The following is a 23,848-nucleotide window of genomic DNA, read 5'->3' on the forward strand; positions in this document are numbered from 1 at the left end:
TGCGAGTGCCGTAGGGTTGGTCGAGGTTGAGCTAACAGCCGGTCACGGGGAAACGCAGCGAAGTCGGCGTCCGGGTCAGGCAACAATTCTGCTCCCGCTGCGTCAATCGGTTTCCCCTTCAGTTCGACCGATCGATGGGATCTGCCATGAGTGTTGAATCTTCAGGCAACAAAGTTCGAACCACCCCGGTGACCGTCGCGGAGAAATCCGTGTCCGTCGCGGCAACCGGAGCAATCTTCACTGCGCACGACGGCCCCGACGGTTCACTCGTCGTTGCCGTCCACGGTGACATCGACATGCGCAGTGCGCCGATGTTCTCCGATTTCGTCTGCAGTCGCGTGTCCAGCAAACGGCACGTCACCCTCGACCTGACCGATGTCGATTTCTTCGGTATCGCAGGTCTCACAGTCTTCGACGCAGTCCGCGGTTACACGGCCGGGATCGGTGCGTCATGGTCGGTCGTCGCAGGACGAGCGGTCTCGCGTTTGCTCCGGGTCGCGGACCTCGAGAACACTGTTCCGACGTCTCGTCCCTCGAGCAACTAGAAGTACTCCGGCGATATTCGCCGCGACAAGAGGTGGGCAGCTCCGATACCGGGGCTGCCCACTGTCCGTTCTGGCCCTGGACCAGAAAGAAGAACGACCCTGCGTAACGGCGTAGCCGAATCGCAGGGTCGCCCCGACATGCTGGAGCGCAGGGAACTAGTCCTTGGTTCCTTCGGAGTCGCTGAAGAACGCCCACTCGCCGTCGTGCTCCACTTCCAGTCGCCAGCCCAACTCCTCGTTGTCTGCGCGGCTGTCCTTGAACCAGGCGTGTGCATCCTCGGAACTGGAGATGTCCTTGGTGTCGACGACGGATCCATGCGGGTCGATAACTCTGTAGTTTGCCATGACGTCGGGATGCCCCGATGTGGCGCAACCTAATCCAGCCAGGTCGAGACTAGCGATGCTGTTGTTGTCGGCCGTCGCGCGGGTGAACGGACGCCACGATCTCTTGGGCAACCGCGACCAGTTTATTGTTGTCCATCTGCGATTGCGCCGACAGCATTTCGAAGGCCGCTTCGGGACCCACGCCGCGGATGGCCATCACGATGCCTTTGGCCTGTTCGATCGATGCGCGGGTGGCCATGGCAGTGCGCAGCCCGTCGAGTTCGGTCTCGAAGTACGCCGCGTCACGATGCATCCGGACCACGTCTTGAACCGCGGCTGTCAACGTTCTGATCAACCCCTCGTCCTCGTTCGAGAAGCCGATCCCGTTTGTGCTGTGCACGCTCACCGAGCCCCGCCAGGGACCGGCGTTCATCGGTAGCGACAGACATGCCTTCGTGGCCGCGGACGAGCCGGCGACCGCCCGAGTAGTGCCCGACGCGTCAACGAGAACCGCATTCGCTGCCGCGACGGTCGGTAGTACGGCCACGAGGCGGTGGCACAGCCCGACCAGCAGAACGGCTGTCACCTCACCTGGCGCTATCGGATCGGTGCCCGATCTGCCTGCCATGTCATCACCGATCCTTTGCACACGCTTCGACCCGAGACGTGCATGGATGAGCTAGCGGCGAAGGCTTCACCGAGGGACGACAAATGTTACGACAGGGCAGATCGATGCCTTTCCATCAGGCCAGCGATGACCGGGTCAGCTGCGCGAGACCAGGGATCGCGCGAAGAACATCAGGTTGGCGGGCCGCTCGGCCAGCCTCCGCATGAAGTAGCCGTACCACTGCTCTCCGTACGGCACGTACACGCGAACGTGCCGATTGGCGACGACAAGCCGCCGCTGTTCCTGATCTCGGATGCCGTAGAGCATCTGGAACTCGAAGTCCTCGGACGACCTGCCGGCGGCCGACGCGAATGTCTCGGCGGCCTCGATCATCTCCGGATCGTGCGAGGCCACCATCGGGTAGCCGCGACCGTCCATCAGGATCTTCAGGCACCGGAGGTACGAGTCGGACACCTCCCGTGTTCCCTGAAACGCCACCGAGGACGGTTCGTTGTACGCCCCCTTGCACAGTCGGATCCGAGATCTCGGTCCCGACAACTCCACGCAGTCCGCTTCGGTTCTCCTCAGGTACGCCTGCAGCACCGTGCCCAGATCGGGAAAGTCCACGCGGAGCTCACGCACGATCGACAGTGTCGAATCGGTGGTCGTATGGTCTTCGGCATCGACCGTCACCCACACGCCTGCCGCTTCGGCTGCCGCGCAGATCCTCCGCGCGTTCTCGAGTGCAAGATCTCGATCGATTCCTTGGCCGAGGGCCGAGAGTTTGAGCGAGACCTCCAGTGCGTTGGTGGTGCCACGCCGGGACGAAAAGCGTTCTATCAGAGACAGATACGACGCGACTGTGGCGCTCGCCTGAGCTCGGTCGGTGGTGTCCTCGCCGAGATAGTCCACGGACACGAACCGACCCGAGGCCAGCAGGGCGTCGACAGCGGTGACGGCCGCGGGCTCCGATTCGCCCGCTACGAAGCGGTCGACGAGAGCGCGAGTGGCGCGCATTCGCGTCACGGTCGCCTGCAGTTTGGGCGATCGTGCGGCCGCCAACAGCGCCGGCCGGAGGGGATTGTTCAGCAGGGTGGTCATCGCGTGCCCTCGCCTTCCTGATGTGGGTAGCCGTGGGTGGTCGGCGGGACGAACGTTTCCTTCACGGTGCGGGCCGAGGTCCAGCGCAGCAGGTTCTGCGGTGAGCCGGCCTTGTCGTTGGTTCCCGACGCGCGGGCTCCGCCGAACGGTTGCTGACCCACCACTGCGCCGGTCGGCTTGTCGTTGACGTAGAAGTTGCCGGCTGCGAATCGCAGTGCCGCATGGGCCTGTTCGACGGCAGTGCGGTCGGTGGCGATGACGGCACCGGTCAATGCGTACTTCGATCCGGTGTCCACGGTGCGCAGTGTCTCGGCGTAGGCACCGGGCTTGCTGTCGTCGTAGACGTGCACGGCCAGGATGGGGCCGAAGTACTCGGTGGTGAACGCCTCGTCGGTGGGGTCGTCGCCGAGGAGAACGGTGGGGGAGACGAAGTAACCCTCGGAATCGTCACACGTTCCGCCAGCGGCAATGGTCAGGCTGGGCACGGATTTGGCTCGATCGAGTGCAGCCGCATTGCGGTCGAACGCCTTTCGGTCGATGACGGCTCCGCCGTAGTTCGACAGATCGGTCACGTCGCCGTACTTCAGCGCCGACACCTGCTCGATGAACGTCTCACCCATCGAAGCCCACAGCGATTTCGGAACGAAGGCCCGCGACGCGGCCGAGCACTTCTGACCCTGGAAATCGAAGGCACCGCGAATCATGGCCGTGGTCAACACATCCGGATCGGCGGAGCTGTGCGCGACGATGAAGTCCTTGCCGCCGGTCTCGCCGACCAGCCGGGGGTACGAGTGGTAGTTCGAGATGTTGTTGCCCACCTCGCGCCACAGCGTCTGGAAGGTTGCGGTGGACCCGGTGAAGTGGATGCCCGCCAATCGTGGATCGGCCAGAGCCACCTCGGACACCATCGGTCCGTCGCCGAGGACCAGGTTGATCACACCCGGTGGCAGACCGGCGGCTTCGAGAAGCTGCAGCGTCAGATACGCGGCGACGGCCTGGGTGGGGGAGGGCTTCCACAGTACGGTGTTGCCCATCAGTGCAGGCGCGGTGGGCAGGTTGCCGGCAATGGCGGTGAAGTTGAACGGGGTGATCGCGTAGACGAACCCCTCGAGTGGGCGGTACTCGACGCGATTCCACACTCCCGGGGCCGAGACCGGCTGATCGGCGAGAATCTGTCGAGCGAACGCGACGTTGAACCGCCAGAAGTCGATCAGCTCGCACGGCGCGTCGATCTCGGCCTGATACGCCGACTTGGACTGGCCGAGCATCGTTGCGGCAGCGATCCTTTCGCGCCAGGGGCCGGACAGTAGATCGGCTGCTCGAAGGAAGACGGCGGCGCGCTCGTCGAACGGGAGATCCCGCCACATCGGGGCGGCAACAGTCGCGGCGTCGATCGCGTCGCGCACGTCCTGATGGCCGGCATTGGCGAAACTGCCGATGATCGACGAGTGCCGGTGCGGCTCCACCACATTCTCGACAGCGCCGTCGGCGACGCGGTGAACCCCGCCGATGACCTGCTTGATCTCGACGGGCGAGGTCCGGAGCTCGGTCAGGCGTGTCCGCAGTCGGACACGTTCGGCGCTCCCCGGCGCGTAGGTGTTGACCGGCTCGTTGATGGGGGTGGGAACTGATGTGACGGCGTCCATAGCTGCTCCTTCTCGTCGCTGTGTGATGGCTATTGAAGTCCGATTCGGGGACCGATCAATCAGCTCGTCGGCCAAAGAATCCGTGGTGTACTTGTCCGTATGGCCAACACCGTTTCACTGCGATCGCTGCTGACATCCCTGCACAGTGCTGTCGTGGAACTAGTGGTGGCGCCCGCGGGCATCGACATGACCGTCGAGTCCGTTGCGCTGCTCGACGCCGACGACCTGCGTCTGCCGCCGGGGGCGTCCGCCGATCTGACGCTGCTGGTGGGAGTCACCGAGGCGGACGTGGTTCGGTGGTTCGACGATCTGGCTCTGCGTGCCGCAACAGACCGGCCGCGTGCGGTGTTGACCAAGGTGGCCGACTCGACTGCCCTGACCCATGGTGCGCGCGAGACCGGTATCGCCTTGGTTGCCGTACATCGGCAGACGCGGTGGGAGTTGCTGTTGTCGATGACCCGGGGAGTTCTCGACCAGGTGCGCACGCACAGTCCGGACGATGGGACCTTCGGAGCCGACACCGATCTGTACGAACTCGCGCAGACGGTGGCGTCGCTGACGAAGGGGATGGTGAGTATCGAGGACGAGCGGTCACACGTGTTGGCGTATTCGGCATCGGACGATGCGGCCGACGAGTTGAGAACGCTGTCGATCCTGGGGCGTGAAGGCCCGGCCGATTACCTGCGACGGTTGCACGAGCGCGGCGTGTTCGATCGCCTCCGGCGCACCGACGACGTCATCGACGTTCCCGCCGATCATCAACTGGGAATTCGACGACGCCTCGCCGTGGGGATACGGCGAATCTCCGGCAGTCCGACCACTCTCGGAACGATCTGGGTGCAGGAGGGTGCCAGTCCGCTCGCCGACGAAGCCGACGGTGTGCTCCGGGGTGCCTCGGCCGTCGCGGCACGTTTGATCACTCGCATCGCGAATGCCCCGACCAACGAGACCTTGCAGATCCAACGCCTGCTCGGGGCACGAGGGGGCGGAGTGGACGTCCCGTCGCTGGCGTCCGCGCTGTCGATCCCGGCGACCGGATCCTCGGCCGTCGTGGGGTTCGCGGCCTGTGGAGAATTCGACATAGGCGCACTGGCACCGGCGATCAGATTGCACGCCAGTGCTTTTCGACGCGATTCATTGGTCACCACCATCGGCGAGAGAATCTACGCGCTGTTTCCCGGGGTGGCGTCGGGCACGGGGATTTCGGGATGGACTGCCGACGCAGTGGGGCGAATCGAGAGGCGAACCTCACTGGCATTGCGTGCGGCGGTAGCGGCACCGATCGCCGACCTCGAAGCTGTCGCCGTGGCCCGATTCGAGGTGGACCGGGTTCTCGACGGCACCACCGGCGAGGTTCGTGTCACCACGCTGGAGGAATCGAGAACCTCGGTGCTGCTGGGAGAAATTCTCGAATTGATCGGCAATCACGAGCAACTGCGGGACCCGCGTATAGCCGAGCTCGACCGATACGACGCATCCAACGATTCCCGGATGCGCGAGAGCCTCGAAACGTACCTGGCGTGCTTCGGTGACGTTCGCTCCGCGGCCGATCGTCTGCACGTCCACCCGAATACCCTGCGCTACCGCATTCGCCGCGTCGAGCAGATCCTGGACCTCGATCTGACCGATTCCGATGCGCGACTGTTGGTGGAAATCCAGCTGCGCATGTAAGAGGGCCTGCGGCCCACGTGCATAGAAATTCGTAGCAGGCTACGAAGTTTCATGCACGTGCAGCACCGCTGCTCGCTCTGATCACCAAGCTCGGCTCGATGCTCGAACGCCTGGTGCTTCGGTTCCCGGTATCGATCTGGTCCAGCAAAATTTCGACACTGCGGACGCCCACCTCGCTGAATTCCTGGCGGATCGTCGTCAGCGGAGGTGAGAAGAACTCCGCGTCGGGAACATCATCGAATCCGATGACGCTGACGTCCTGCGGTACACGTTTGCCCTGAACTTCGAGCGCACGAAGTACCCCGAGGGCCATGGAGTCGTTTCCGGCGAACACTGCTGTGACGCCCGGGGTTCGGGCCAGCTCGGTTCCGGCCGCGAATCCCGATTTCGCGGTCCAATCGCCGCTGAGCGTGGGCGGCGGTTCGATGCCCGCATCCTCGTGGGCCAGCCGCCATCCGGTCACGCGATCGGCGGCCTCGTACCACCCGAGCGGTCCGGCGACGTGCCACACCGCACCGTGCCCGAGGTCGAGCAGATGTGCGGTGGCGGCCCGCGCTCCGGCGATCTGATCGACCGAGACCACTGCCAGTTCGCCTGCGGGAGAACCCTCGACGGCCACCAGCGGAAGTTCGCGGGCCAGCTCCGCGATGTCGCCGCCGTCGGTTCGCAGTGGTGCGATGACGACGACGCCGTCCACTCCCTGTTTCTGCAACCTACGGACGCACGTGATGATCGCCGACTCGTCGAACGACGTCGGAACGCCGACCACAACGGAGTAGCCCGCCTGCCTCGCTGCAGATTCGACGCTGTAGAGCGTCGACACCGGACCGTAGAGGGCGTTGCCGGTTCCGACGATTCCGATGGTGCTGCTGCGGCCGGTGACCAACGCGCGAGCGGCGGTGTTGGGGCGATAGCCGAGCTCCGAGATTGCTTGCTGCACTCGCGTTTTCGTCGTCTCGGTCACGTTGGGGTGACCGTTGATGACGCGAGAGACGGTCTGATGGGACACACCCGCGAGCCGGGCGACGTCGGTCATGGCCGGTCCGCGGGTCGGTGTCATCTTGTCGCAGCTCCTCTGACGTCGTGGAGGACAATCACAGCATGTCCGGTCCCGCACCGCTCGAGACCGTGCCGATCACGTCGTCTTCGTCATCGACGCCGACGTCGGCGGTGCTGTCTCCCCCGGTTGGCCGGGGGAGAACATCTCGGCCGGCACGGGGACGCCGAGGTAGCTGGTGGGTGACTTGGCCAAGTCGCCCTTACTGCCCTTACCGCTCGCTGCGCGACGCTTGGTCCAGATGTCGAACGCCACAGCGGCCAGCAGAACCAGGCCCTTGACCAATTGCACTCTCTCGCTGGGTGAGCCGATGAGCGACATTCCACTGTTGATCACGGCGATGATCAGTCCGCCGGTGAGTGCGCCGACGATGCGGCCCACGCCGCCCTGCACTGCTGCGCCGCCGATGAATGCCGCCGCGATGGCGTCGAGCTCGAAGCCGTTGCCTGCGGTGGGGCCTGCCTGATTGAGTCGACCGGCGAAGATGATTCCGGCCAGGGCCGACAGCACGCCCATGTTGACGAAGATCCAGAAGGTCACCGGCTTGACCTTGATGCCGGACAGTGATGCGGCATGGATGTTTCCGCCGATGGCGTAGACGTGCCGACCGAAGACCGTCTTGCCTGCGAGGGTGGAGTAACCCATGACCAGCACGGCCAGGAGGATGAGTACGTACGGGAGGTTCTTGAAGCGAGCCAATTGCACCGCGATGGCGAGTACGAGAGCGGCGGCGAATGTCATCTTGATCAGGAACAGCGGCATCGCGTCCACGGTCTGGCCGTACTTCTGGCGGCCTGTTCGAGAACGCCACTGGCTGAACACGATTCCAACGACTGCGAGGATCGCGACGAGCAACGTGAAGATGTCCGCCCCACCCAGTGGTCCGAGTCCCACATTGCCCATGAAGCCGGGCAGAAAGCCGTTCGACAAGGTGCGCACCGGTCCGGGGAACGGCCCGATGCCCTGGTTGCCGAGAACGATGAGAGTGACTGCGCGGAACACGAGCATGCCTGCGAGGGTGACGATGAACGCAGGAATACCGAAGTATGCGACCCAATAGCCCTGCCAGGCACCGATCAAGCCACCGACGATCAACGTGATCAGCACCGCCAGTGGCCACGGCACGTTCTGTTGAACCATGAGGACACCGGCAATGGCACCGGTGGCCGCCACGACCGATCCGACGGACAGGTCGATATGGCCGGCGATGATGATGACGACCATGCCGATGGCCAGGATGAGAATGTACGAGTTCTGCACCACCATGTTGCTGATGTTCTGCGGCACCAGAAGCTGACCGCCCGTCAGCACGGTGAACAGCACGATGATCAGCGCGAAGGCGATGAAGATTCCGCTCTGGCGAAGGTTGCGTGTGAGCAACCCCCGCACGGTCGACAACTGATTCATCGAAGTACTCCTGTTCCACGGGTCATGAGATGCATGAGCGATTCCTGGGTCGCGTCCTCGCGAGTGACCTCACCGGTGATGTGGCCTGCGGACAGTGCGTAGATCCGATCGCACAGTCCGAGCAGTTCGGGGAGCTCGGAGGAGATCACCAGCACCGCCTTGCCGGCATCGGCGAGATCGTTGATGATCGAATAGATTTCGAATTTTGCGCCGACGTCGATTCCTCGCGTCGGCTCGTCGAGAATGAGCACGTCTGGATCACTGAAGATCCATTTGCTCAGCACGACTTTCTGCTGATTGCCACCGGAGAGTTTGCCGACCACGGCGGAGACGTTCGGTGCCTTGATGTTCATGCTCTTGCGGAAGCCCTCGGCGACCTTGAACTCCTGGTTGTCGTCGACGAAGCCTCCCGTCACCAGTTTGTCCAGTGCCGCGGTGGAGATGTTGCGTTTGATGTCGTCGATCAGATTGAGGCCGTACCGTTTCCGGTCCTCGGTGGCGTAGGCGATCCCATGATGGATGGCATCGTTGACGGATTTGACGTGTATTTCCTTGCCGTACTTGTACAGCCGCCCCGAGATGTCGATACCGTAGCTTCGGCCGAAGACGCTCATGGCCAGCTCGGTGCGTCCGGCACCCATCAACCCGGCAAGGCCGACGATCTCACCGCGCCGCAACGTGAGGTTGGCCTTGTCGACGACGGTTCGGCCCTGCTGCGTTGGACTGTGTACGGTCCAGTCCTCGATGCGCAGAACCTCCTCTCCCACAGTCGATTCGTGGGGAGGGAAGCGGTGCTCGAGATCGCGGCCGACCATCAGCGAGATGATGCGATCCTCGGTGACGTCGGGGTCTCGCATATCCAGCGTCTTGATGGTCCGGCCGTCACGGATGATCGTGGTTCGGTCGGCCACGGCCGCGATCTCGTTGAGCTTGTGCGAGATGATCACGCACGTGATGCCCTCGTCCCGGAGGCCGCGCAGTAGATCGAGAAGGTGCGCAGAATCGGAATCGTTCAGGGCCGCAGTGGGCTCGTCGAGAATCAGCAAGGTCACGTCCTTGGACAATGCCTTGGCGATCTCGACGAGCTGCTGCTTACCGACACCGAGGTCGCTGACGACGCTGACGGGGTTTTCCCGCAGCCCTACTCTTTTCAGCAGGGCTGCGGCCTCGGAATTGGTTCGGTTCCAGTCGATGAAACCGCGCTTCGACCGCTCGTTGCCGAGAAAGATGTTCTCGGCGATCGAGAGATGCGGACTCAGTGCGAGTTCCTGATGGATGATGACGATGCCCTCGGCCTCGCTGCTCCGGATGTCGGAGAACTGGCACTCTCGACCGTCGAACACGATGTCGCCGTCGAATGTGTCGTGGGCGTACACACCCGACAACACCTTCATGAGCGTCGACTTTCCTGCTCCGTTCTCGCCGCAGATCGCGTGGATCTCGCCGCGATTCACCGAGAGAGTGACATCCTGCAGCGCCTTGACGCCGGGAAATGTTTTGGTGATGCCGCGCATCTCCAGAATCGGGCTCGTCATCGCCGAACTCACTTCAACTGATCCTCGGTGTAGTAGCCACCCTCGACGAGCAGCTTCTCGTAGTTGTCCTTGTAGACGATTTCGGGCTGCAGCAGGTACGCGGGAACGACCTTGTCGCCGTTGTCGTAATCGGTGGTGTTGTTGGTCTCGGGGGTCTGACCGTTGAGCATCGCCTGAGCCATCTGGATGGTGACCTCGGCCAGCTGACGGGTGTCCTTGTAGATCGTGGCGTACTGCTCACCGGCGATGATGGACTTGACCGAGGGAACCTCGGCGTCCTGCCCGGTGACGATCGGGTAGGGCTGACCCGCCGTGCCGTATCCGTTGCTCTTGAGTGCGGAGAGGATGCCGATGGACAGGCCGTCGTACGGCGAGAGCACGCCCTGCACCTTCTGGCCCGAGGAATACGTCTTGGTGAGTAGATCCTCCATGCGCTTCTGGGCGGTGGCCGGATCCCAGCGCAGTGTTGCCGCCGTCTCGAAATCGGACTCGCCGCTACCGATCTTCAGAGTTCCCTTGTCCAGGTAAGGCTTCAGGGTTTCCATGGCACCGTCGAAGAAGAAGGTGGCGTTGTTGTCGTCGGGCGAACCGGCGAAGACCTCGATGTTCAGCGGGCCTGCGGGCGCGTCGGCCTTGTCGGTGCCGTCCTCGTTCTTCAGACCGAGACCGACGAGAAGCGACGTGGCCTGATCGACGCCGACCTTGTAGTTGTCGAACGTCGCGTAGTAGTCGACGTTGGGCGAGTTACGAATGAGGCGGTCGTAGGCGATGACGCCGATGCCGTTGTCCTTGGCTTCCTGCAGCTGGGTGGTGATGGCAGTGCCGTCCACCGAGGCCACGATGAGAAGCTTTGCGCCCTGGGTGATCTGGTTCTCGATCTGGTTCACCTGGGTGGGAATGTCGTTCTCGGCGTACTGCAGATCGACCTTGTAGCCCTGACCCTCGAGTGCACTCTTGAGGTTGTCGCCGTCGGCAATCCATCGAGCCGAGGACTTCGTCGGCATCGTGACGCCGATCAGGGCGCCGGCGGTGCTGCCGCCTTCGGCCGGAGCCTCGTCTGCGGTCTTGGTGCTCGAGCCGCACGCGCCGAGCGTGAGGGTGAGTGCCACCGCGGCCGCGGCCATGGATAGGTGTCGAAACTTCATCGTTTCTCCCTGCGTTGTGGAGTAGACCGTGAAGCGGGGCCGTTGGGGTGTCCCGTGTGGTTCGCATCACATCAAAACGAAAGTGTGAGCGATAACAACGGCATTGTCAAAGATTTCTTTTCGCACCTGCGTGAGCAGTGTGAGCGCTAACATCAGAGACGCTTCACGGGTCCGGAAGGGCGAGTCGGACAGGTCAGTGCAGTTCGTGCACCGACTGCTTGCCGCTCTTGAGCCAACGACCCGGCAACCGGCCGACGAGCTCGCCGAGCGGGTGCACCGCTGCCGACAGGATTTCCACGGAATCCTGCAGGATGTCGATCGAGATGCTCATGCGCTCGATGTTGGGAGCCACGGACGTCAGCGTCTCGGAGAGCTTCACCAACTGGTCCAGTGGCCCGCCCTTGGCCGTCAGCCGCTCGACGGCACCGTCCTCGGCCAACATCGTCTCGAGGATCCCGTTCTCGGCGATGGCCCTCTCGATCAATCCGTCCTGACGAGTCAGCACCTCGAGCGGACCGTCTGTGGCCGTCAGTCGTTCGAGTGGTCCGTTGGTGGCCGTGATGCGATCGAGCAGACCGCCTTCGGCCAGCAATCGTTCGAGTGGACCGTCCTCGGCCAGTAGCCGATCGAGCGGCCCGCCGGGAGCGAGGATCCGTTCGACCGGACCGCCCGGAGACAGCAGGCGCTCGAGGGTTCCGTCCTCGGACGTGAGGCGATCGACGACGCCGCCCTGGGCGAGCAGGCGATCCAGTGGCCCGCCCTCCTTGAGGGCGTTGCCCAGGGCGCGGTCGTCGGAGGTGAGCTGACCGAGTTGGGTGAGCAGTTGCATCGTGCCGCCGCGTGGATTGGCCAGCGAGGCCACTCCCGCGGTGCCGGACGCGCCGGTGGCCAGTGCCATTCGGGTGGTTGCCAGCGCTACCTCGGCGACGCCGATCGCCTGTTCGGCAATGGCAATTCCGGCGCGCGCGGGAAGTGTGATCGCTGACACCCAGTTCATGGTTTTACTGTAACTGCTTGTAGCTCGGAAAATCAGTGAAGAACTTTCAGTCCCACCACACATCCGACGATGCCGACCAGAAGCGCGACCTTGAGCAGCGACGCCGCCTCGGCCCCGGTGATCATGGCGTATGCGACGGTGAGGGTGGCACCGATTCCGACCCAGACGGCGTAGGCGGTACCGGTGGGCAACGACCGCATCGCGATCGCGAGACCGACCATGCTGAGTACCACCGCGATTCCGAAAACGACGGACGGTCCGAGTTTGGTGAAGCCCTCGGACTTACCGAGCGCGGTTGCCCAGATCGCTTCGAGAACGCCGGAGACGACAAGAATCAGCCAAGCCATCAGAAATCACTCCTCTGACACCGTCTTGTCCAGCGGGTACGGTGCCCCTCGTCCGATTGTCGGAAGTGACTTGTACGATCGTACCAATTTCGGCCGGCGGTGGCCACGGGTTTCGGATTGTCAGTACGCGTACGTGTTCGCCGGTGCCTCGATTCGCTCTACCGTCGACACCGTCATCGTGGGCGTGAATGCGGTGTCCTCGGTCGCCGTGGCCGCGTCGACGACCCCCTGAATCTGTACCCAGGTGCCGTCCGGAATGTCGTCGAGAGCGTCACTACCTGCGTCGAGATGGATTCGAATCGACCTCGCGTCCGCCGCGCAGCAGATGATCAGAATGCGGGCGAGGTCGAGGCCTCTCGTCGTACCGTCGGTGCGCGGCGAGCCGCCGTTCGCGGTGGCGACAGTGAATCCGGTGACGCGAATCTCCCGGCCGTCGAGACTGCGTTCGGAGTCCCTGACCGCGCGTTGCACGACATCGAGCAGCGGCACTTCGGGTGCAGGCTCGCTCGGCAGGGGCGGAAATGCAGTCTTCTGCTGATCGGCTGCGGAGGTGACCGAACGATCGCCGACCGCCGAGACTCCCAACGCGGGAGGTGCGATGAACAGGATGACCGCGACCGGCACCAGCAACAGCCAGTACGGGCGCGCGTCGTGATCGTGACCGTCACCGTCGTCCGGCCCGCCGCGCCGGATGTCGGCGACGATCGAGGCGACGGCGAGGACCACGATCAACACCCCGGCGGTCAGCAGGAACGGATGCAGTGAGGGTTTGACGTATCGCACAAAGCTGCCGTCCACCGAGATCTTCACCATGGCTCCGCCGAGGAGCAGAAGCAGAAGGTTCTGCACTTCCCGCTTCATCGCGCGCCCACGACGAGGTAGCCGCACACCGAGGCGCACACGATAGCGACGACGAAGGTCAGTGGCGCGAAGCGCGCAACGAAACCCCGCCCGAAACTGCCTGCCTGCATCGCCATCAGCTTCACGTCGACAGCAGGTCCGACGACGAGGAAGACCAGACGCGGTAGCAGCGGCAGCATCGACATGCTCGCGGCGACGAACGCGTCGGCCTCCGAGCACAGCGCGAGTATCACCGCCAGGACCGCCATCACCAGGATCGACAGCAACACTTGCCCCGCGAGATGCGCGAACACCCAGTCCGGAATCACCAGGTGCAGCAGGGCGGCGGCAGCCGCTCCGAACACGAGGAACGCCCCGGCCTGCAGCAGATCCGCACGCGCGGATTCGCGGAACGTCGCCCATGTCGAGGTTCCGTGATCGTGTCCACGGTCGGCCAGTCGCGCGGTGATCCACTCCGCCTTGCCGAACCTCGTCCACAGCCAGCCCATCACCAAGGCGGTGGCGAGAGAGCCGAGGAACCGGGCCAGCACCATCCCCGGTTCGCCGGGAAAGGCGACGGCGGTCGAGACCAGGACGACGGGATTGATCGCCGGTGCCGACAGCAGGAACGCCAGGGCCGCGGACGTGGGGACACCCTGATCCATCAGCCGGCGCGAGACGGGAACGGCACCGCACTCGCAACCGGGCAACGCCATTCCCGCGAGCCCGCTCACGCCGACAGCAGCGGTTTCGTTCTTCGGCACCACTTTCCGAAGCACCGCGGGTGAGACGAACGCTGCGATGCCTCCACTGACGAGCACGCCGAGCAACAGGAACGGCGTCGCCTGCACGAAGATCCCGGTGAAGACGGTCGCCCCGGTTCGTAGGGCGGGGGATGTGGCGACCCAGGCGGACAGGTCGGAACCGAACACGATCCCCAACACGAGCAGAGTTGCGAATATGTGCATGGATGACACCGTCGGCCTGCTCCTCGTACGGCGATCGGTGTTCGCAGGGAGCATCGCGGTCCATCATGCCCCCTCTGCAGGGGCTCACAGCAACCTCACAGCGAGAGTCCAGCGAACGAGCAGCAACACGCGCGAAGATGGACACCGTGAGCGAAACACCCGAAGCGCGAGTACTGATCGTCGACGACGAACCGACCATCGTCGAGCTCCTGTCGGTCAGTCTGAAGTTTCAGGGATTCGAGGTGGCGACGGCGTCGTCCGGTCCCGAGGCTCTAGACAAGGCACGTAACTTTCGGCCCGAGGCTCTTGTTCTCGACGTGATGATGCCCGGCATGGATGGGTTCGGTCTGTTGCGCCGGCTGCGGGCCGACGGCATCGACGCGCCTGCGCTGTTCTTGACGGCACGGGATTCGGTGGAGGACAAGGTGACCGGGCTGACCCTCGGTGCGGACGACTACGTCACCAAGCCGTTCTCGCTCGAGGAAGTAGTGGCGCGGCTCAGGGTGATCCTGCGCCGGTCGGGTAAGAGCGAGGACGCGCAGTCGTCACGAGTTGCGTTCGCAGACATCGAACTCGACGACGACACCCACGAGGTGTGGAAAGCAGGCGAGCCGGTCGCGCTCTCTCCGACCGAGTTCACACTGTTGCGGTACTTCATGGTCAACGCGGGAACGGTGTTGAGCAAGCCGCGGATCCTCGATCACGTGTGGCACTACGACTTCGGTGGTGAGGTGGGAGTGGTGGAGTCCTACGTGTCGTATCTGCGTCGCAAGGTCGATACCGGAGACACCCGGTTGATCCACACGCTGCGGGGAGTCGGCTACGTCATGCGCCAGCCACGGTGACGGGCGTTCGAGCTCGACTTCGGAACCTACCGCTGCGATTCACATTGGTCGCAGCGCTACTGCTGCTGGTCGGGCTGGGTTTGCTGGCGTCGGGTGTCGCGGTGACGTCGTCGCTGGAGACGTCGTTGATGCGTCGCCTGGATCAGCAATTGGTCGAGGCGTCCGACGGGTGGGCAAGGCCGCGCGACGACCGGCCGTTTCCGCCCGTCGACGAGCCCAGCCCGAGTCGACCGCCGTCGAACTTCTACGTGCGTTCGGTCGCGAACGACGGCACCGTTCGGGGTCCCATCAACGATGTGGCATCGGATGTTCCGGATCTCGCCGGCGTCACCTCGGCCCTTCCCACGACGGTCGGTTCCGAGGGCGATCCGTCGAAGGAGTGGCGGGTGATCACGGTGACCAACAGTGAGGGCTCCACGACCGTGGGAATGTCCTTGGGCCCCAATCAACAAACCGTCAGCAGACTGGTGGCACTTCAGCTCTGGATCGGCGCGGCCGTGTTGCTGGCCCTGGGCGTGATCGCCTACTTCGTGGTGCGTCGCAGTCTTCGCCCGCTGCGTGAGGTGGAGACGACGGCTGCGGCGATCGCGGCTGGAGACCTGCACCGTCGGGTCCCCGAATGGAGCGAGAAAACCGAGGTGGGCCGACTGTCGGCTGCCCTGAACGGAATGCTCTCGCAGATTCAACGCGCATTCGCGGCAACTGCGGCCTCGGAGGAGGCGGCCCGTGCGTCCGAGGACCGGATGCGCCGATTCGTCGCCGATGCCAGCCACGAGTTGCGCACTCCACTGACCACGATTCGCGGCTTCGCCGAGCTGTACCGGCAGGGTGCGATGAGCGACATCTCGTTGCTGATGACGCGAATCGAGGGCGAGTCGGCGCGAATGGGCCTGCTCGTCGAAGATCTGCTCATGCTCGCGCGTCTCGACGCTCAGCGGCCCCTCGACATGCGACGCGTCGACGTATTGACCATCGCCGCCGATGCTGTGCACGACGCCCAAGCGGTCTCGCCGACGCGCGACATCTCCCTGAAAGTGCTGTCGGGCCCAGGAATTCCCGAGGTGATCGGTGACGATGCTCGGCTGCGTCAGGTGCTCGCGAACCTCGTCGGGAATGCGGTTCGGCACACTCCCGACTCTGCGTCCATCACCGTGTGTGTCGGGACTACTCAGTCTTCGGTGGTGCTCGAAGTTCAGGACACCGGGCCCGGTCTGGCCGAGGCCGAGGCCGCGCACGTCTTCGAACGGTTCTATCGAGCCGACTCGTCGAGGACACGAGAGAGCGGCGGCAGCGGACTCGGACTGTCGATCGTCGCAGCGTTGGTGGCAGCGCACAACGGTACCGTCGAGGTGCGGAGCAGTCCCGGAACGGGTGCAACGTTTCGCGTCGAATTACCCAGGCCGACAGGCTGATTCTTCTTCCTCGCGGGAGGTAGCGTCGTTCGCTCGAGCTCTCTTGCGTTCGGCGAGCTTGGTGTACGCGGCGGCAGCGAGCGGCGCCGCGACGAGCATCGACACCAGACGGATCACCTGCACGCACGCAACGAACGTGACGTCCGACCCTGTCGTCGCTGACACGGCCAGCACCGCCGCCAGACCTCCGGGTGTGGTTGCGAGGTAGCCGGTCAGCATGCTGACTCCCGTGACCGCCGACAGCACCCAGCCGAACAGTGCGCACACCACCCCGATCGAGAGGACCAGTAGCGCAGCCCACGGAAAGATCCGTCCGATGGCGCGCAAGCTCGCGACGGTGAAGGCAAGGCCTGCTTGCCATCCGATGACGATGAAGGCCACCGGCAGCAGCACGCCGGGCACCGAGATGCCGACGGGCCATCCGAGCAATTCGCATGCGCCGGCGACGATCAGCGGGCCGAGGGTGGCGGGTGCGGGTAGTCGGATCAGCCGTGCGAGCAGTATTCCGGTGACGACGGCACCGATCAGAAACATCGTGCCGATGTACCACGGAGTGGTCGACTGCTCCTCGGTGCCCGCCCCGCCGCCGGTGTCGGTGTGGAAAGCGAAGGTGACGATCAGGGGCATCGTGACGACCACCAGGGCGACGCGGAGGTACTGGACCACCGCGACGATGCGCTCGTCCCCGCCGAGTTCGCGGGCAATGGACACCAGACCCGTTGCGCCACCGGCAATCAGCGACAGTGCCCCGGTCACCGGGTCGACGTCGCGATGCAGGGCCAGCAGTGCGCCGCAACCGGCGCTGACGACGAGCGTCCCCGCGCCGACGAGAACGGCGGGAATCCAGTTCTCGCCCAACGCCCCGAGCGTGTCGGTGTCGAGCATCAGACCGATGGTCACCGCCAGCGTGCCCTGAGCTGCCATGGACGCGGGCCGGGGCACCGCCGCAGGGCCGAGGCCGGTCAGAGCGAAAACCACCGCGACGACGAGCGCAGCGAACAGCGACGGTGCCGTCAGACCCAGGGCTTCGAAAAGGGCCCAGCCCCCGACGGATACGGCCGCGAGGCCGATCCATCGGAGGCTGCGCCCCAGTACTCGGGTCACGCGGTGTCGAGCGCTCACGCTCCGGACTTGACGAGCAGAACCGGGACGGGGATCTCGAGCAGCAGACGCTGAATGGTCTGCCCCATCAGGAACTTTCCGACTGCCGAGCGGTGGCGTGAGCCGACCACCAGGATCTCGGACTTCTGCTCTTCCACCAGTGTCAGCAGGGTGTTGACGGCGTCGGGATCGGGCCTGCCCACTGCCACGGTCCAGGAGACGGAGTCGGCGTGATCGATGTCGGTGAGGGCCGTGTCCACTGCGGTGGAGACCGCAGCAGTTTCGGCTGCCTCGGCGGACGGCTCGGCCGATCCCGACAGTGCGTGCAGGACTACGAGGTCCGTCTCGCGAATGCGTGCTTCTCGAACTGCGGCCGCAAGTGCTGCGCGGCCCTCGGGTGAATTGTTGTGCAGTACGCCAACAGTCATGACGGTGTCTCCTTCAGGAAGGTGAGGTGGGGGATCAGCCGAAGGGGATCTGGCCGAGAACGATGCCGACGGCCAGCATGGCGAGGGAGACGACCACCGCTCGCCACAACACCTTCTTGTGGTGATCGGCCAGCGACACTCCGGCGAGGGTGACCAGCAGCAGGATGGCCGGAACCAGCGGGCTCTGCAGGTGGACGGGCTGGCCGGTGATCGAGGCGCGGGCCATCTCGACCGGGTCGATGCCGTACTTGCTCGCGGTCTCGGTCAACACCGGGAGGATGCCGAAGTAGAAGGCGTCGTTGGTCATGAAGAACGTCAGCGGAATGCTCAGGATGCCGGTGATGACGGCCAGGTACGGGCCCATGCCGGACGGAATGACGTTGAGCAGCCACTCGGCCATGGCCTCGACCATGCCGGTGCCCTGGAAGACGCCGGTGAGGATTGCTGCGGCGAGCACCATGGCGACCACGGAGACGATGGAGGACGAGTGCCGTGCGATCGCGTCGCCCTGCTCCTTGACCTTCGGGAAGTTGACCGTCAGAGCGATGGAGGCAGCGATCATGAACAGCACCGGAATCGGCAGGATGTCCATGACGAGGATGACGAGGAGGACGACCGTCAGAGCAGCGTTGAACCACAGCAACTTCGGACGCAGGGTGTCGCGATTGGGATCGAGGCCGTCGAAGAACTGACCCGACTCGCCGTCGCTCGATCCGCCGGTGCCGGCTCCGTTTCCGCCCTTACCGCCCTTGCGGATGCTTCCGCCGCCGCCCGAGGCGACCAGTTCTGGCTCGTAGACGAGCTTGCCGATGCGTCGACGTTCCATGATGCCGAGGTGAACGGCGAAGAGCAGCACGATGATCAGGCCGACGATCATCGACGGAACCATCGGAACGAAGACGTCGGACGGTGAGATGCCGAGAGCGGATGCGGCGCGAACCGTCGGGCCACCCCACGGGATGATGTTCATCGTGCCGTTGGCGAGGCCGGCGACGACAGTCAGAATCACCGGGCTGACACCGAGTTTGAGGTACAGCGGTAGGAGCGCGGACGTGACGATGATGAAGGTCGTCGAGCCGTCACCGTCGAGCGAGACGACCATGGCCAGGATGGCAGTTCCGACAACCAGTTTCATCGGGTCGTTGCGTACCAGGCGCAGAATGCCGCGCACCAGTGGGTCGAACAGTCCGACGTCGATCATGATTCCGAAGAAGATGATCGCGAAGAACAGCAGGGCCGCGGTGGGGGCCAGGGACTTGATGCCGTCGGTGATCATGTCACCGATGCCGAGTCCCGCTCCGGCCAGCAGACCGAAGATGACGGGAACGAGGGTGAGCGCAACGACGGGCGTGGCTCTCTTGGTCAAGATCAAGAACATGAAGGCGGCTACCATGAGGAAGCCGAGTATCACCAACATCGTGCACTCCTTCTCGAAATGTGTGAGGTGGGTCCGGTTGGACTACGTGTTGTGACTGAAGTTACGTAACCGGCATCACATGTTCGCCGTTGTGCGCACTACCCGCGCAAGCAACGTAAAGAGCCTTTTGCGCATTGTGCTCGAGCAGCTCCCGGCCTAGCCTTGGCTGGTGCGATTGAGGACTCAAGTGCTGCTGCTGCAGGCCGCGTTGGTTGCGGTGGCGCTGGCTGTGGCCTTCGGTGTGTTCGCGATCAGTAGCGGTGAACAGGCGAGCGAGGAATACGGCGAACGTGCGTTGGCCGTTGCTCGGACGGTGGCCTCGGATCCGGAAGTCCGTTCGCTCGTAGGGCAGTTCTCGGCCGCGGATACGGCAGGCACCGATGCTGCGCCGGCCGGAGTGTTGGCCGCCGGCGCGCTGCAACGGGCGGGCGAGAGTGCGCGGGAACGCACCGATGCCTTGTTCGTCGTGATCACCGACGATCGGGGCCTGCGCCTGGCCCACCCCGATCCGACCGTCCTGGGGCAACGAGTGAGTACCGATCCGTCCGGTGCCTTGGCGGGCAACGAGGTGGTCGAGCAGGAGCGCGGCACACTGGGTGACTCCGTTCGCGCCAAAGTTCCCGTGCTGGCACTCGGTTCGGACGACGTCGTGATCGGTGAGGTGAGTGTCGGCATCTCCACGACGGCCGTGCGGACCGAACTGGTGAAAGATCTGATCAACGGCGCACTGGTGACGGGAGCAGTGCTGCTGTTGGGTGTCCTCGGCTCGATCCTGTTGGCGCGTAGATGGAAGCGGCTGACCCTCGGGCTCGAACCCGAAGAACTGGCCGAACTCGTCCGCGAGCAGGAGGCGGTGCTGCACGGCATCGGTGAAGGCGTGGTGGCCATCGACCCCGACGGCGTGGTCACGGTTGTCAACGACGAGGCGCGCACGTTGCTGTCGATCGACGGCAAGCCCGGGATGCGTGTCGAGGACATCGGCCTGACACCCAGATTGCTCGAGGTCATCGCGTCACCGACGGCAGAACCGGTACTGGCGGCCGTGAACGAGGTCGTGGTGATCGCGGCCGCTCGAAAAGTGCTGCGCGACAATCGAGATCTCGGCACGGTGCTGACGGTGCGCGACCGAACCGATGTGGAGGCGCTGACGCGTCAGCTCGATGCCGTGCAATCGATGTCTGCCGTGCTGCGCGCGCAACGGCACGAGTTCGCGAACCGCATGCATCTGGTCAGTGGACTGCTGCACGAAGGCCACCCGAACCGCGCGTCGGAGTACATCGACGAGATTCTGGGTGTGGGACCGAGATCGGAAGCAGTCGAGGGAATCGATGCCGTGTCCGACGACTATCTGCGTTCCTTCCTCACCGCCAAGGCTGCGCACGCCCGCGAGAGTGGGGTGCGCCTGGTGCTGGGGGAGAACACCTGGGTCGGCGGAGAACTGGTCGGACCGGTGGATGTCACCACCGTGCTGGGCAACCTGATCGACAATGCGATCGACGCGGCCCGGCTCGGGGCACGTCGACCTGCCGAGGTGGAAGTGGAACTGGTGCAGGAAGATTCGACTCTGCACATCGTGGTCGTCGATTCGGGTGACGGCGTCTCGCTGACACCCGAGCAGGTGTTCGTCGAGGGTGTCTCGACCAAGTCGACCGCGGACACGCCCGGTGGTCGAGGTGTAGGACTGGCGCTGAGTCGACAGATCGCGCGTACCCGCGGCGGCGATGTGACGTTGGCCGATGTCGGTGGGCAGATCACGGCAGACAACGACCGCGGGGGCGCGGTGTTCATCGCCACGATTGCCGACGCACTACTGATTCAGGAAGTGACGCAATGAGAGTTCTCGTCGTCGACGACGATTTCAGGGTCGCGGATCTGCATGCGGCACTGGTGAATTCACTCGACAACTACGAGGTGGCCGCGGTGGCGACCAGTATTGCCCAGGCGCGAGAAGTGCTGGCGACGCAGACATTCGACCTCGCTCTGGTCGATGTCTACCTACCCGACGGGTCCGGTATCGATCTGGTCCGTGAGCTCCCGTGCGACGCGGTGGTGCTGTCGGCCGCGGCGGATCAGCAGACGGTCCGCTCGGCGATGACCGCGGGTGCCTGGACGTATCTGATCAAGCCGTTCCCACGTTCGGCGCTGGTCGACAGGCTCACCGGATATCTGAATTATCGGGGTGCGCTGAATCGTTCGGAAGAGCTGACTCAGGCGGACATCGACGGAGGCCTCGACGCCCTGCGCCCGCGAGCTGCGGCACCATTGCCGATCTCGCAGTCCGTCACCCGCGATCTGGTGCTCGACGCGGTGCGCGGTACGTCCGAGCCGATGTCGGCCGGCGAAGTCGCTGCTGCAATCGGGATTTCGCGGGCGACCGCGCAACGCTACCTGGCCACCCTGGTCTCCAAGGGACGGTTGCGCATGCAGCTGCGCTACGGGTCGACCGGGAGGCCGGAGCAGGAGTACTCGTCAGCGCCGGGTGCGTGAGAACGCCACCACCGCGGCCCCGAGAACCGATATCGCGGCAGTCACCAAGGCTGCTGTGTTCCAGCCCGTCGTCAATGCCGATGCGCTGTGATTGCTCGACGGCACGGCCACCACCGCAACGACGGTGACTCCGATTGCGGATCCGACGTAGCGCGCGGTGTTGTTGGCTCCGCTGCCCATTCCGCCGCGGCCGGCGGGAACACTTGCTACCGCTTCGCGACCGAGAGCGGCGTTGAGTACTCCGCTGGAAATTCCCGCTACGAGCAATCCGGGAAGCAACCGCGGCCACGATGCGTCCTCGGACAACCCCGAGACCATCACCATTCCTAGTGCGACCCCCACCAGGCCGACGGCGAGTTGCGTCCGACCACTCACCGATGCCGGGATCCTGCGGGCCAACAGAGCGGTGACGACCGACGTGCCGGACCATCCGAAGAGCAGCACGGCGGCCCCGAGAGCATCGATTCCCAGTGCGGTGCCGACGAATCCGGGCATGTACGACATCAACGCGATGATCCCGCCGCCGGTGGCCAGTGCCGCGACGGTCGCGGCGAGGAAGGGCGGGTGCCGGAAAAGCGTCAGATCCAGCATGGCTGTTGCACTGCGCAATTCGATGATCGTGAAGGCGGCCAGCAACAGTGCGGCGAGGACGAAGAGAACGATGGGAGTGACCGCAGTCCAGCCCTGCCTGCCCTCGACCAACGCGGCCAGCAACGCGGCAATGCCCGTGGCCAACAGCAGCGCGCCCACCGGGTCGAGCCCGCGCGGGGCGTCGGACTTGGATTCCTCGACGAGTACGTGCGCGGCGACGGCCAGTGCGAGCGTGGCGACGGCAAGAATCACATAGGCCTCGCGCCAGCTTGCCCACCGATCGAGTACGGCGGCCAGCAATGGGCCGAGAGCAATGCCGGCACCGACGCTCGCGCCCCAGACTCCGCTTGCCTTGGCGCGCACGGGACCGGCGGGGTGAGTGTGGGCGATGATGCCCAGACTCGATGCGATGACCGCGGCACCGCCGAGGCCTTGAAGGATGCGGGCCAGTACGAAAATCAGCGTGTTCGGAGACACGGCACTGATCAGCGTGCCCACGGCCAATACCGCGGCCCCGAGTGCGAAGGTGCGGCGACGGCCGAAGTCGTCGGCGATGGTCCCGGTGGTGAGCAGTGCGGCGGCCAGACCGATGCTCATGGAGCTGAGAATCCAGGTGCGCCCCGCTGCGTCGGACATCAGATCGGCCGCGGTGCTGTTGATCGTGGCGAGCGGAGCGGTGAACGCCATGAGAGTGAGCAGGGTGCCGAGGGCCGCGATGGCGAGTGCTCGGGTGCTGTTCGTGGTGCTGATCGGCGTGAGTGCGCTGTCGGTCATCGTTGTCCTTTTGGTCTGGTGATCGAACTGTAAACGCCCAACTTGGTTCGGTCAACAGACTGTACGATTGCCACATGGCTCTCGGAATCGACTACGCCCGCCAGGACTGTTCCCTGGCCCGGGCTCTGGAACTGGTCGGCGAGCGGTGGACCATGCTCATCGTGCGCGACTGCTTCTTCGGAGTCCGACGCTTCGGCGATTTCCAGGTTCACCTCGACATTTCCAAGGCAGTTCTGGCCCAACGCCTCGGTGCGCTGGTCGACGCGGGACTACTCGAGCGGCAAGCCCGAGCCCTCGACGGCGGACACGACGACTACGTCCCGACGCCCGCCCTTGAAGGACTGTGGCCGGCTGTCTTCGCCCTGAACTACTGGGGCGAGGAACAGGCCGCGAAACCGGCCGGGAAGCGTCGAAAATTTCTTCATGCGCCCTGCGGAACCGACCTCGGACCTCTGGGAATGTGTCCCGAATGCGGAGTTGCGCCCGGGCCACACGACATCGACACCGACGTCGGCCCCGGCTACGACCCGGACACCCGATCCGACGAGGTGTCGATGCAGCTACGGACGCGTCGACGCTTGCTCGAGCCTCTGCGCTGAGCGA

General features: G+C 64.5%; 23 protein-coding genes and 1 riboswitch. Of the genes, 7 read left to right on the plus strand and 16 right to left on the minus strand.

Annotated features, from left to right (window positions below):
• Positions 1–146: 146 nt before the first annotated feature.
• Positions 147–545 carry an STAS domain-containing protein gene (locus ASG84_RS07080; protein ID WP_057476304.1) on the plus strand — a complete coding sequence of 133 codons (399 nt, stop codon included), beginning with the start codon at positions 147–149 and terminating at the stop codon, positions 543–545.
• Positions 546–701: 156 nt separating this feature from the next.
• Here ASG84_RS07080 and ASG84_RS07085 read toward each other — a convergent pair whose 3' ends face one another.
• The 4 genes from ASG84_RS07085 to pruA all read right to left on the minus strand — a co-directional run bounded on the left by ASG84_RS07085 (position 702) and on the right by pruA (position 4,223).
• The gene (locus tag ASG84_RS07085) at positions 702–890 is read right to left on the minus strand and encodes a hypothetical protein (protein WP_057476305.1); all 189 of its coding nucleotides are present in this window, start codon (positions 888–890) and stop codon (positions 702–704) included.
• A 49-nt stretch (positions 891–939) separates the two neighbouring features.
• The gene (locus ASG84_RS07090; RefSeq protein WP_057476306.1) at positions 940–1,497 is read right to left on the minus strand and encodes an ANTAR domain-containing protein; all 558 of its coding nucleotides are present in this window, start codon (positions 1,495–1,497) and stop codon (positions 940–942) included.
• A gap of 135 nt (positions 1,498–1,632) precedes the next feature.
• Entirely contained in the window at positions 1,633–2,577 is a 945-nt protein-coding gene (locus ASG84_RS07095) for a proline dehydrogenase family protein (RefSeq protein WP_057476307.1), read from the minus strand.
• The gene (gene pruA, locus ASG84_RS07100) at positions 2,574–4,223 is read right to left on the minus strand and encodes an L-glutamate gamma-semialdehyde dehydrogenase (protein ID WP_057476308.1); all 1,650 of its coding nucleotides are present in this window, start codon (positions 4,221–4,223) and stop codon (positions 2,574–2,576) included. Before pruA ends, ASG84_RS07095 begins: the two co-directional genes overlap by 4 nt.
• A gap of 153 nt (positions 4,224–4,376) precedes the next feature.
• Between pruA and ASG84_RS07105 the strand changes: the two genes are divergently transcribed.
• Complete coding sequence (locus tag ASG84_RS07105) at positions 4,377–5,894, plus strand: PucR family transcriptional regulator (protein WP_327213063.1); 1,518 nt, start codon at positions 4,377–4,379, stop codon at positions 5,892–5,894.
• Between the two features lie 49 nt (positions 5,895–5,943).
• Here the strand turns inward: ASG84_RS07105 and ASG84_RS07110 are convergent, their stop codons facing one another.
• The 8 genes from ASG84_RS07110 to ASG84_RS07145 form a co-directional block, all read right to left on the minus strand.
• On the minus strand, positions 5,944–6,954 hold the full coding sequence (locus ASG84_RS07110; protein WP_057476310.1) for a LacI family DNA-binding transcriptional regulator: 1,011 nt from the start codon (positions 6,952–6,954) through the stop codon (positions 5,944–5,946).
• Between the two features lie 75 nt (positions 6,955–7,029).
• Positions 7,030–8,358: a multiple monosaccharide ABC transporter permease gene (gene mmsB, locus ASG84_RS07115; RefSeq protein ID WP_057476311.1), complete on the minus strand. Its 1,329-nt coding sequence runs from the start codon at positions 8,356–8,358 to the stop codon at positions 7,030–7,032.
• Positions 8,355–9,893, minus strand: a complete 1,539-nt coding sequence (gene mmsA / locus ASG84_RS07120; protein ID WP_057476399.1) for a multiple monosaccharide ABC transporter ATP-binding protein — start codon at positions 9,891–9,893, stop codon at positions 8,355–8,357. Before mmsA ends, mmsB begins: the two co-directional genes overlap by 4 nt.
• 8 nt (positions 9,894–9,901) lie before the next feature.
• Positions 9,902–11,038, minus strand: a complete 1,137-nt coding sequence (gene chvE, locus ASG84_RS07125) for a multiple monosaccharide ABC transporter substrate-binding protein (protein WP_057476312.1) — start codon at positions 11,036–11,038, stop codon at positions 9,902–9,904.
• 193 nt (positions 11,039–11,231) lie between these two features.
• Positions 11,232–12,035: a hypothetical protein gene (locus ASG84_RS07130; protein ID WP_057476313.1), complete on the minus strand. Its 804-nt coding sequence runs from the start codon at positions 12,033–12,035 to the stop codon at positions 11,232–11,234.
• A 32-nt stretch (positions 12,036–12,067) separates the two neighbouring features.
• On the minus strand, positions 12,068–12,382 hold the full coding sequence (locus ASG84_RS07135; RefSeq protein WP_057476314.1) for a DMT family transporter: 315 nt from the start codon (positions 12,380–12,382) through the stop codon (positions 12,068–12,070).
• Between the two features lie 14 nt (positions 12,383–12,396).
• A riboswitch (guanidine-III (ykkC-III) riboswitch) is annotated at positions 12,397–12,457 on the minus strand.
• 45 nt (positions 12,458–12,502) lie between these two features.
• Positions 12,503–13,243 carry a TIGR03943 family putative permease subunit gene (locus ASG84_RS07140; protein ID WP_057476315.1) on the minus strand — a complete coding sequence of 247 codons (741 nt, stop codon included), beginning with the start codon at positions 13,241–13,243 and terminating at the stop codon, positions 12,503–12,505.
• Positions 13,240–14,244 (minus strand): permease, encoded by a 1,005-nt coding sequence (locus ASG84_RS07145; protein WP_057476316.1) that lies wholly within the window; start codon positions 14,242–14,244, stop codon positions 13,240–13,242. Before ASG84_RS07145 ends, ASG84_RS07140 begins: the two co-directional genes overlap by 4 nt.
• An 83-nt stretch (positions 14,245–14,327) precedes the next feature.
• On the opposite strand from ASG84_RS07145, the gene ASG84_RS07150 reads away from it, so the two are divergent.
• Both ASG84_RS07150 and ASG84_RS07155 read left to right on the plus strand, forming a co-directional pair.
• Positions 14,328–15,035: a response regulator transcription factor gene (locus tag ASG84_RS07150; RefSeq protein WP_057476317.1), complete on the plus strand. Its 708-nt coding sequence runs from the start codon at positions 14,328–14,330 to the stop codon at positions 15,033–15,035.
• A complete protein-coding gene (locus ASG84_RS07155) occupies positions 15,032–16,447 on the plus strand; it encodes a HAMP domain-containing sensor histidine kinase (RefSeq protein WP_057476318.1) in 1,416 nt (471 codons plus the stop codon). The genes ASG84_RS07150 and ASG84_RS07155 overlap by 4 nt, the downstream gene beginning before the upstream one ends.
• Here ASG84_RS07155 and ASG84_RS07160 read toward each other — a convergent pair.
• From ASG84_RS07160 to ASG84_RS07170, 3 genes are read right to left on the minus strand one after another with little or no spacing between them, the layout of a single operon-like run.
• Positions 16,427–17,569 carry an AbrB family transcriptional regulator gene (locus tag ASG84_RS07160; RefSeq protein ID WP_057476319.1) on the minus strand — a complete coding sequence of 381 codons (1,143 nt, stop codon included), beginning with the start codon at positions 17,567–17,569 and terminating at the stop codon, positions 16,427–16,429. The genes ASG84_RS07155 and ASG84_RS07160 overlap by 21 nt on opposite strands.
• Positions 17,566–17,976, minus strand: coding sequence for a universal stress protein (locus ASG84_RS07165; protein WP_057476320.1), 411 nt, complete (start codon positions 17,974–17,976; stop codon positions 17,566–17,568). The genes ASG84_RS07160 and ASG84_RS07165 overlap by 4 nt, the downstream gene beginning before the upstream one ends.
• A 34-nt stretch (positions 17,977–18,010) precedes the next feature.
• The gene (locus ASG84_RS07170) at positions 18,011–19,393 is read right to left on the minus strand and encodes a CitMHS family transporter (RefSeq protein ID WP_057476321.1); all 1,383 of its coding nucleotides are present in this window, start codon (positions 19,391–19,393) and stop codon (positions 18,011–18,013) included.
• A 169-nt stretch (positions 19,394–19,562) separates the two neighbouring features.
• Here ASG84_RS07170 and ASG84_RS07175 point away from each other — a divergent pair, with 169 nt between their 5' ends.
• Together ASG84_RS07175 and ASG84_RS07180 are read left to right on the plus strand one after the other, a co-directional pair.
• Positions 19,563–21,227: a sensor histidine kinase gene (locus ASG84_RS07175; protein WP_057476322.1), complete on the plus strand. Its 1,665-nt coding sequence runs from the start codon at positions 19,563–19,565 to the stop codon at positions 21,225–21,227.
• Positions 21,224–21,880, plus strand: a complete 657-nt coding sequence (locus tag ASG84_RS07180; protein ID WP_057476323.1) for a response regulator — start codon at positions 21,224–21,226, stop codon at positions 21,878–21,880. The genes ASG84_RS07175 and ASG84_RS07180 overlap by 4 nt, the downstream gene beginning before the upstream one ends.
• Here ASG84_RS07180 and ASG84_RS07185 read toward each other — a convergent pair.
• Complete coding sequence (locus tag ASG84_RS07185) at positions 21,863–23,245, minus strand: MFS transporter (protein ID WP_057476324.1); 1,383 nt, start codon at positions 23,243–23,245, stop codon at positions 21,863–21,865. The two genes, ASG84_RS07180 and ASG84_RS07185, sit on opposite strands and share 18 nt — an antisense overlap.
• A gap of 74 nt (positions 23,246–23,319) precedes the next feature.
• Between ASG84_RS07185 and ASG84_RS07190 the strand changes: the two genes are divergently transcribed.
• Positions 23,320–23,844, plus strand: coding sequence for a winged helix-turn-helix transcriptional regulator (locus ASG84_RS07190; RefSeq protein WP_057476325.1), 525 nt, complete (start codon positions 23,320–23,322; stop codon positions 23,842–23,844).
• The last annotated feature ends 4 nt before the right edge of the window (positions 23,845–23,848 follow it).

The organism is Rhodococcus sp. Leaf278 (genome assembly GCF_001426085.1).
GTDB lineage: Bacteria > Actinomycetota > Actinomycetes > Mycobacteriales > Mycobacteriaceae > Rhodococcoides.

Bases quoted from the DNA above. Each gene is read 5' to 3' on its own strand.
- ASG84_RS07165 (WP_057476320.1), bottom strand. From the start codon at position 17,976: ATGACTGTTGGCGTACTGCACAACAATTCACCCGAGGGCCGCGCAGCA.
- ASG84_RS07090 (WP_057476306.1), bottom strand. From the start codon at position 1,497: ATGGCAGGCAGATCGGGCACCGATCCGATAGCGCCAGGTGAGGTGACA.
- ASG84_RS07185 (WP_057476324.1), bottom strand. From the start codon at position 23,245: ATGACCGACAGCGCACTCACGCCGATCAGCACCACGAACAGCACCCGA.
- ASG84_RS07095 (WP_057476307.1), bottom strand. From the start codon at position 2,577: ATGACCACCCTGCTGAACAATCCCCTCCGGCCGGCGCTGTTGGCGGCC.
- ASG84_RS07190 (WP_057476325.1), top strand. From the start codon at position 23,320: ATGGCTCTCGGAATCGACTACGCCCGCCAGGACTGTTCCCTGGCCCGG.
- ASG84_RS07170 (WP_057476321.1), bottom strand. From the start codon at position 19,393: ATGTTGGTGATACTCGGCTTCCTCATGGTAGCCGCCTTCATGTTCTTG.
- ASG84_RS07150 (WP_057476317.1), top strand. From the start codon at position 14,328: ATGGACACCGTGAGCGAAACACCCGAAGCGCGAGTACTGATCGTCGAC.
- ASG84_RS07080 (WP_057476304.1), top strand. From the start codon at position 147: ATGAGTGTTGAATCTTCAGGCAACAAAGTTCGAACCACCCCGGTGACC.
- ASG84_RS07135 (WP_057476314.1), bottom strand. From the start codon at position 12,382: ATGGCTTGGCTGATTCTTGTCGTCTCCGGCGTTCTCGAAGCGATCTGG.
- ASG84_RS07130 (WP_057476313.1), bottom strand. From the start codon at position 12,035: ATGAACTGGGTGTCAGCGATCACACTTCCCGCGCGCGCCGGAATTGCC.
- mmsB (WP_057476311.1), bottom strand. From the start codon at position 8,358: ATGAATCAGTTGTCGACCGTGCGGGGGTTGCTCACACGCAACCTTCGC.
- pruA (WP_057476308.1), bottom strand. From the start codon at position 4,223: ATGGACGCCGTCACATCAGTTCCCACCCCCATCAACGAGCCGGTCAAC.
- ASG84_RS07085 (WP_057476305.1), bottom strand. From the start codon at position 890: ATGGCAAACTACAGAGTTATCGACCCGCATGGATCCGTCGTCGACACC.
- mmsA (WP_057476399.1), bottom strand. From the start codon at position 9,893: ATGACGAGCCCGATTCTGGAGATGCGCGGCATCACCAAAACATTTCCC.
- ASG84_RS07140 (WP_057476315.1), bottom strand. From the start codon at position 13,243: ATGAAGCGGGAAGTGCAGAACCTTCTGCTTCTGCTCCTCGGCGGAGCC.
- ASG84_RS07145 (WP_057476316.1), bottom strand. From the start codon at position 14,244: ATGCTCCCTGCGAACACCGATCGCCGTACGAGGAGCAGGCCGACGGTG.
- ASG84_RS07180 (WP_057476323.1), top strand. From the start codon at position 21,224: ATGAGAGTTCTCGTCGTCGACGACGATTTCAGGGTCGCGGATCTGCAT.
- ASG84_RS07110 (WP_057476310.1), bottom strand. From the start codon at position 6,954: ATGACACCGACCCGCGGACCGGCCATGACCGACGTCGCCCGGCTCGCG.
- chvE (WP_057476312.1), bottom strand. From the start codon at position 11,038: ATGAAGTTTCGACACCTATCCATGGCCGCGGCCGCGGTGGCACTCACC.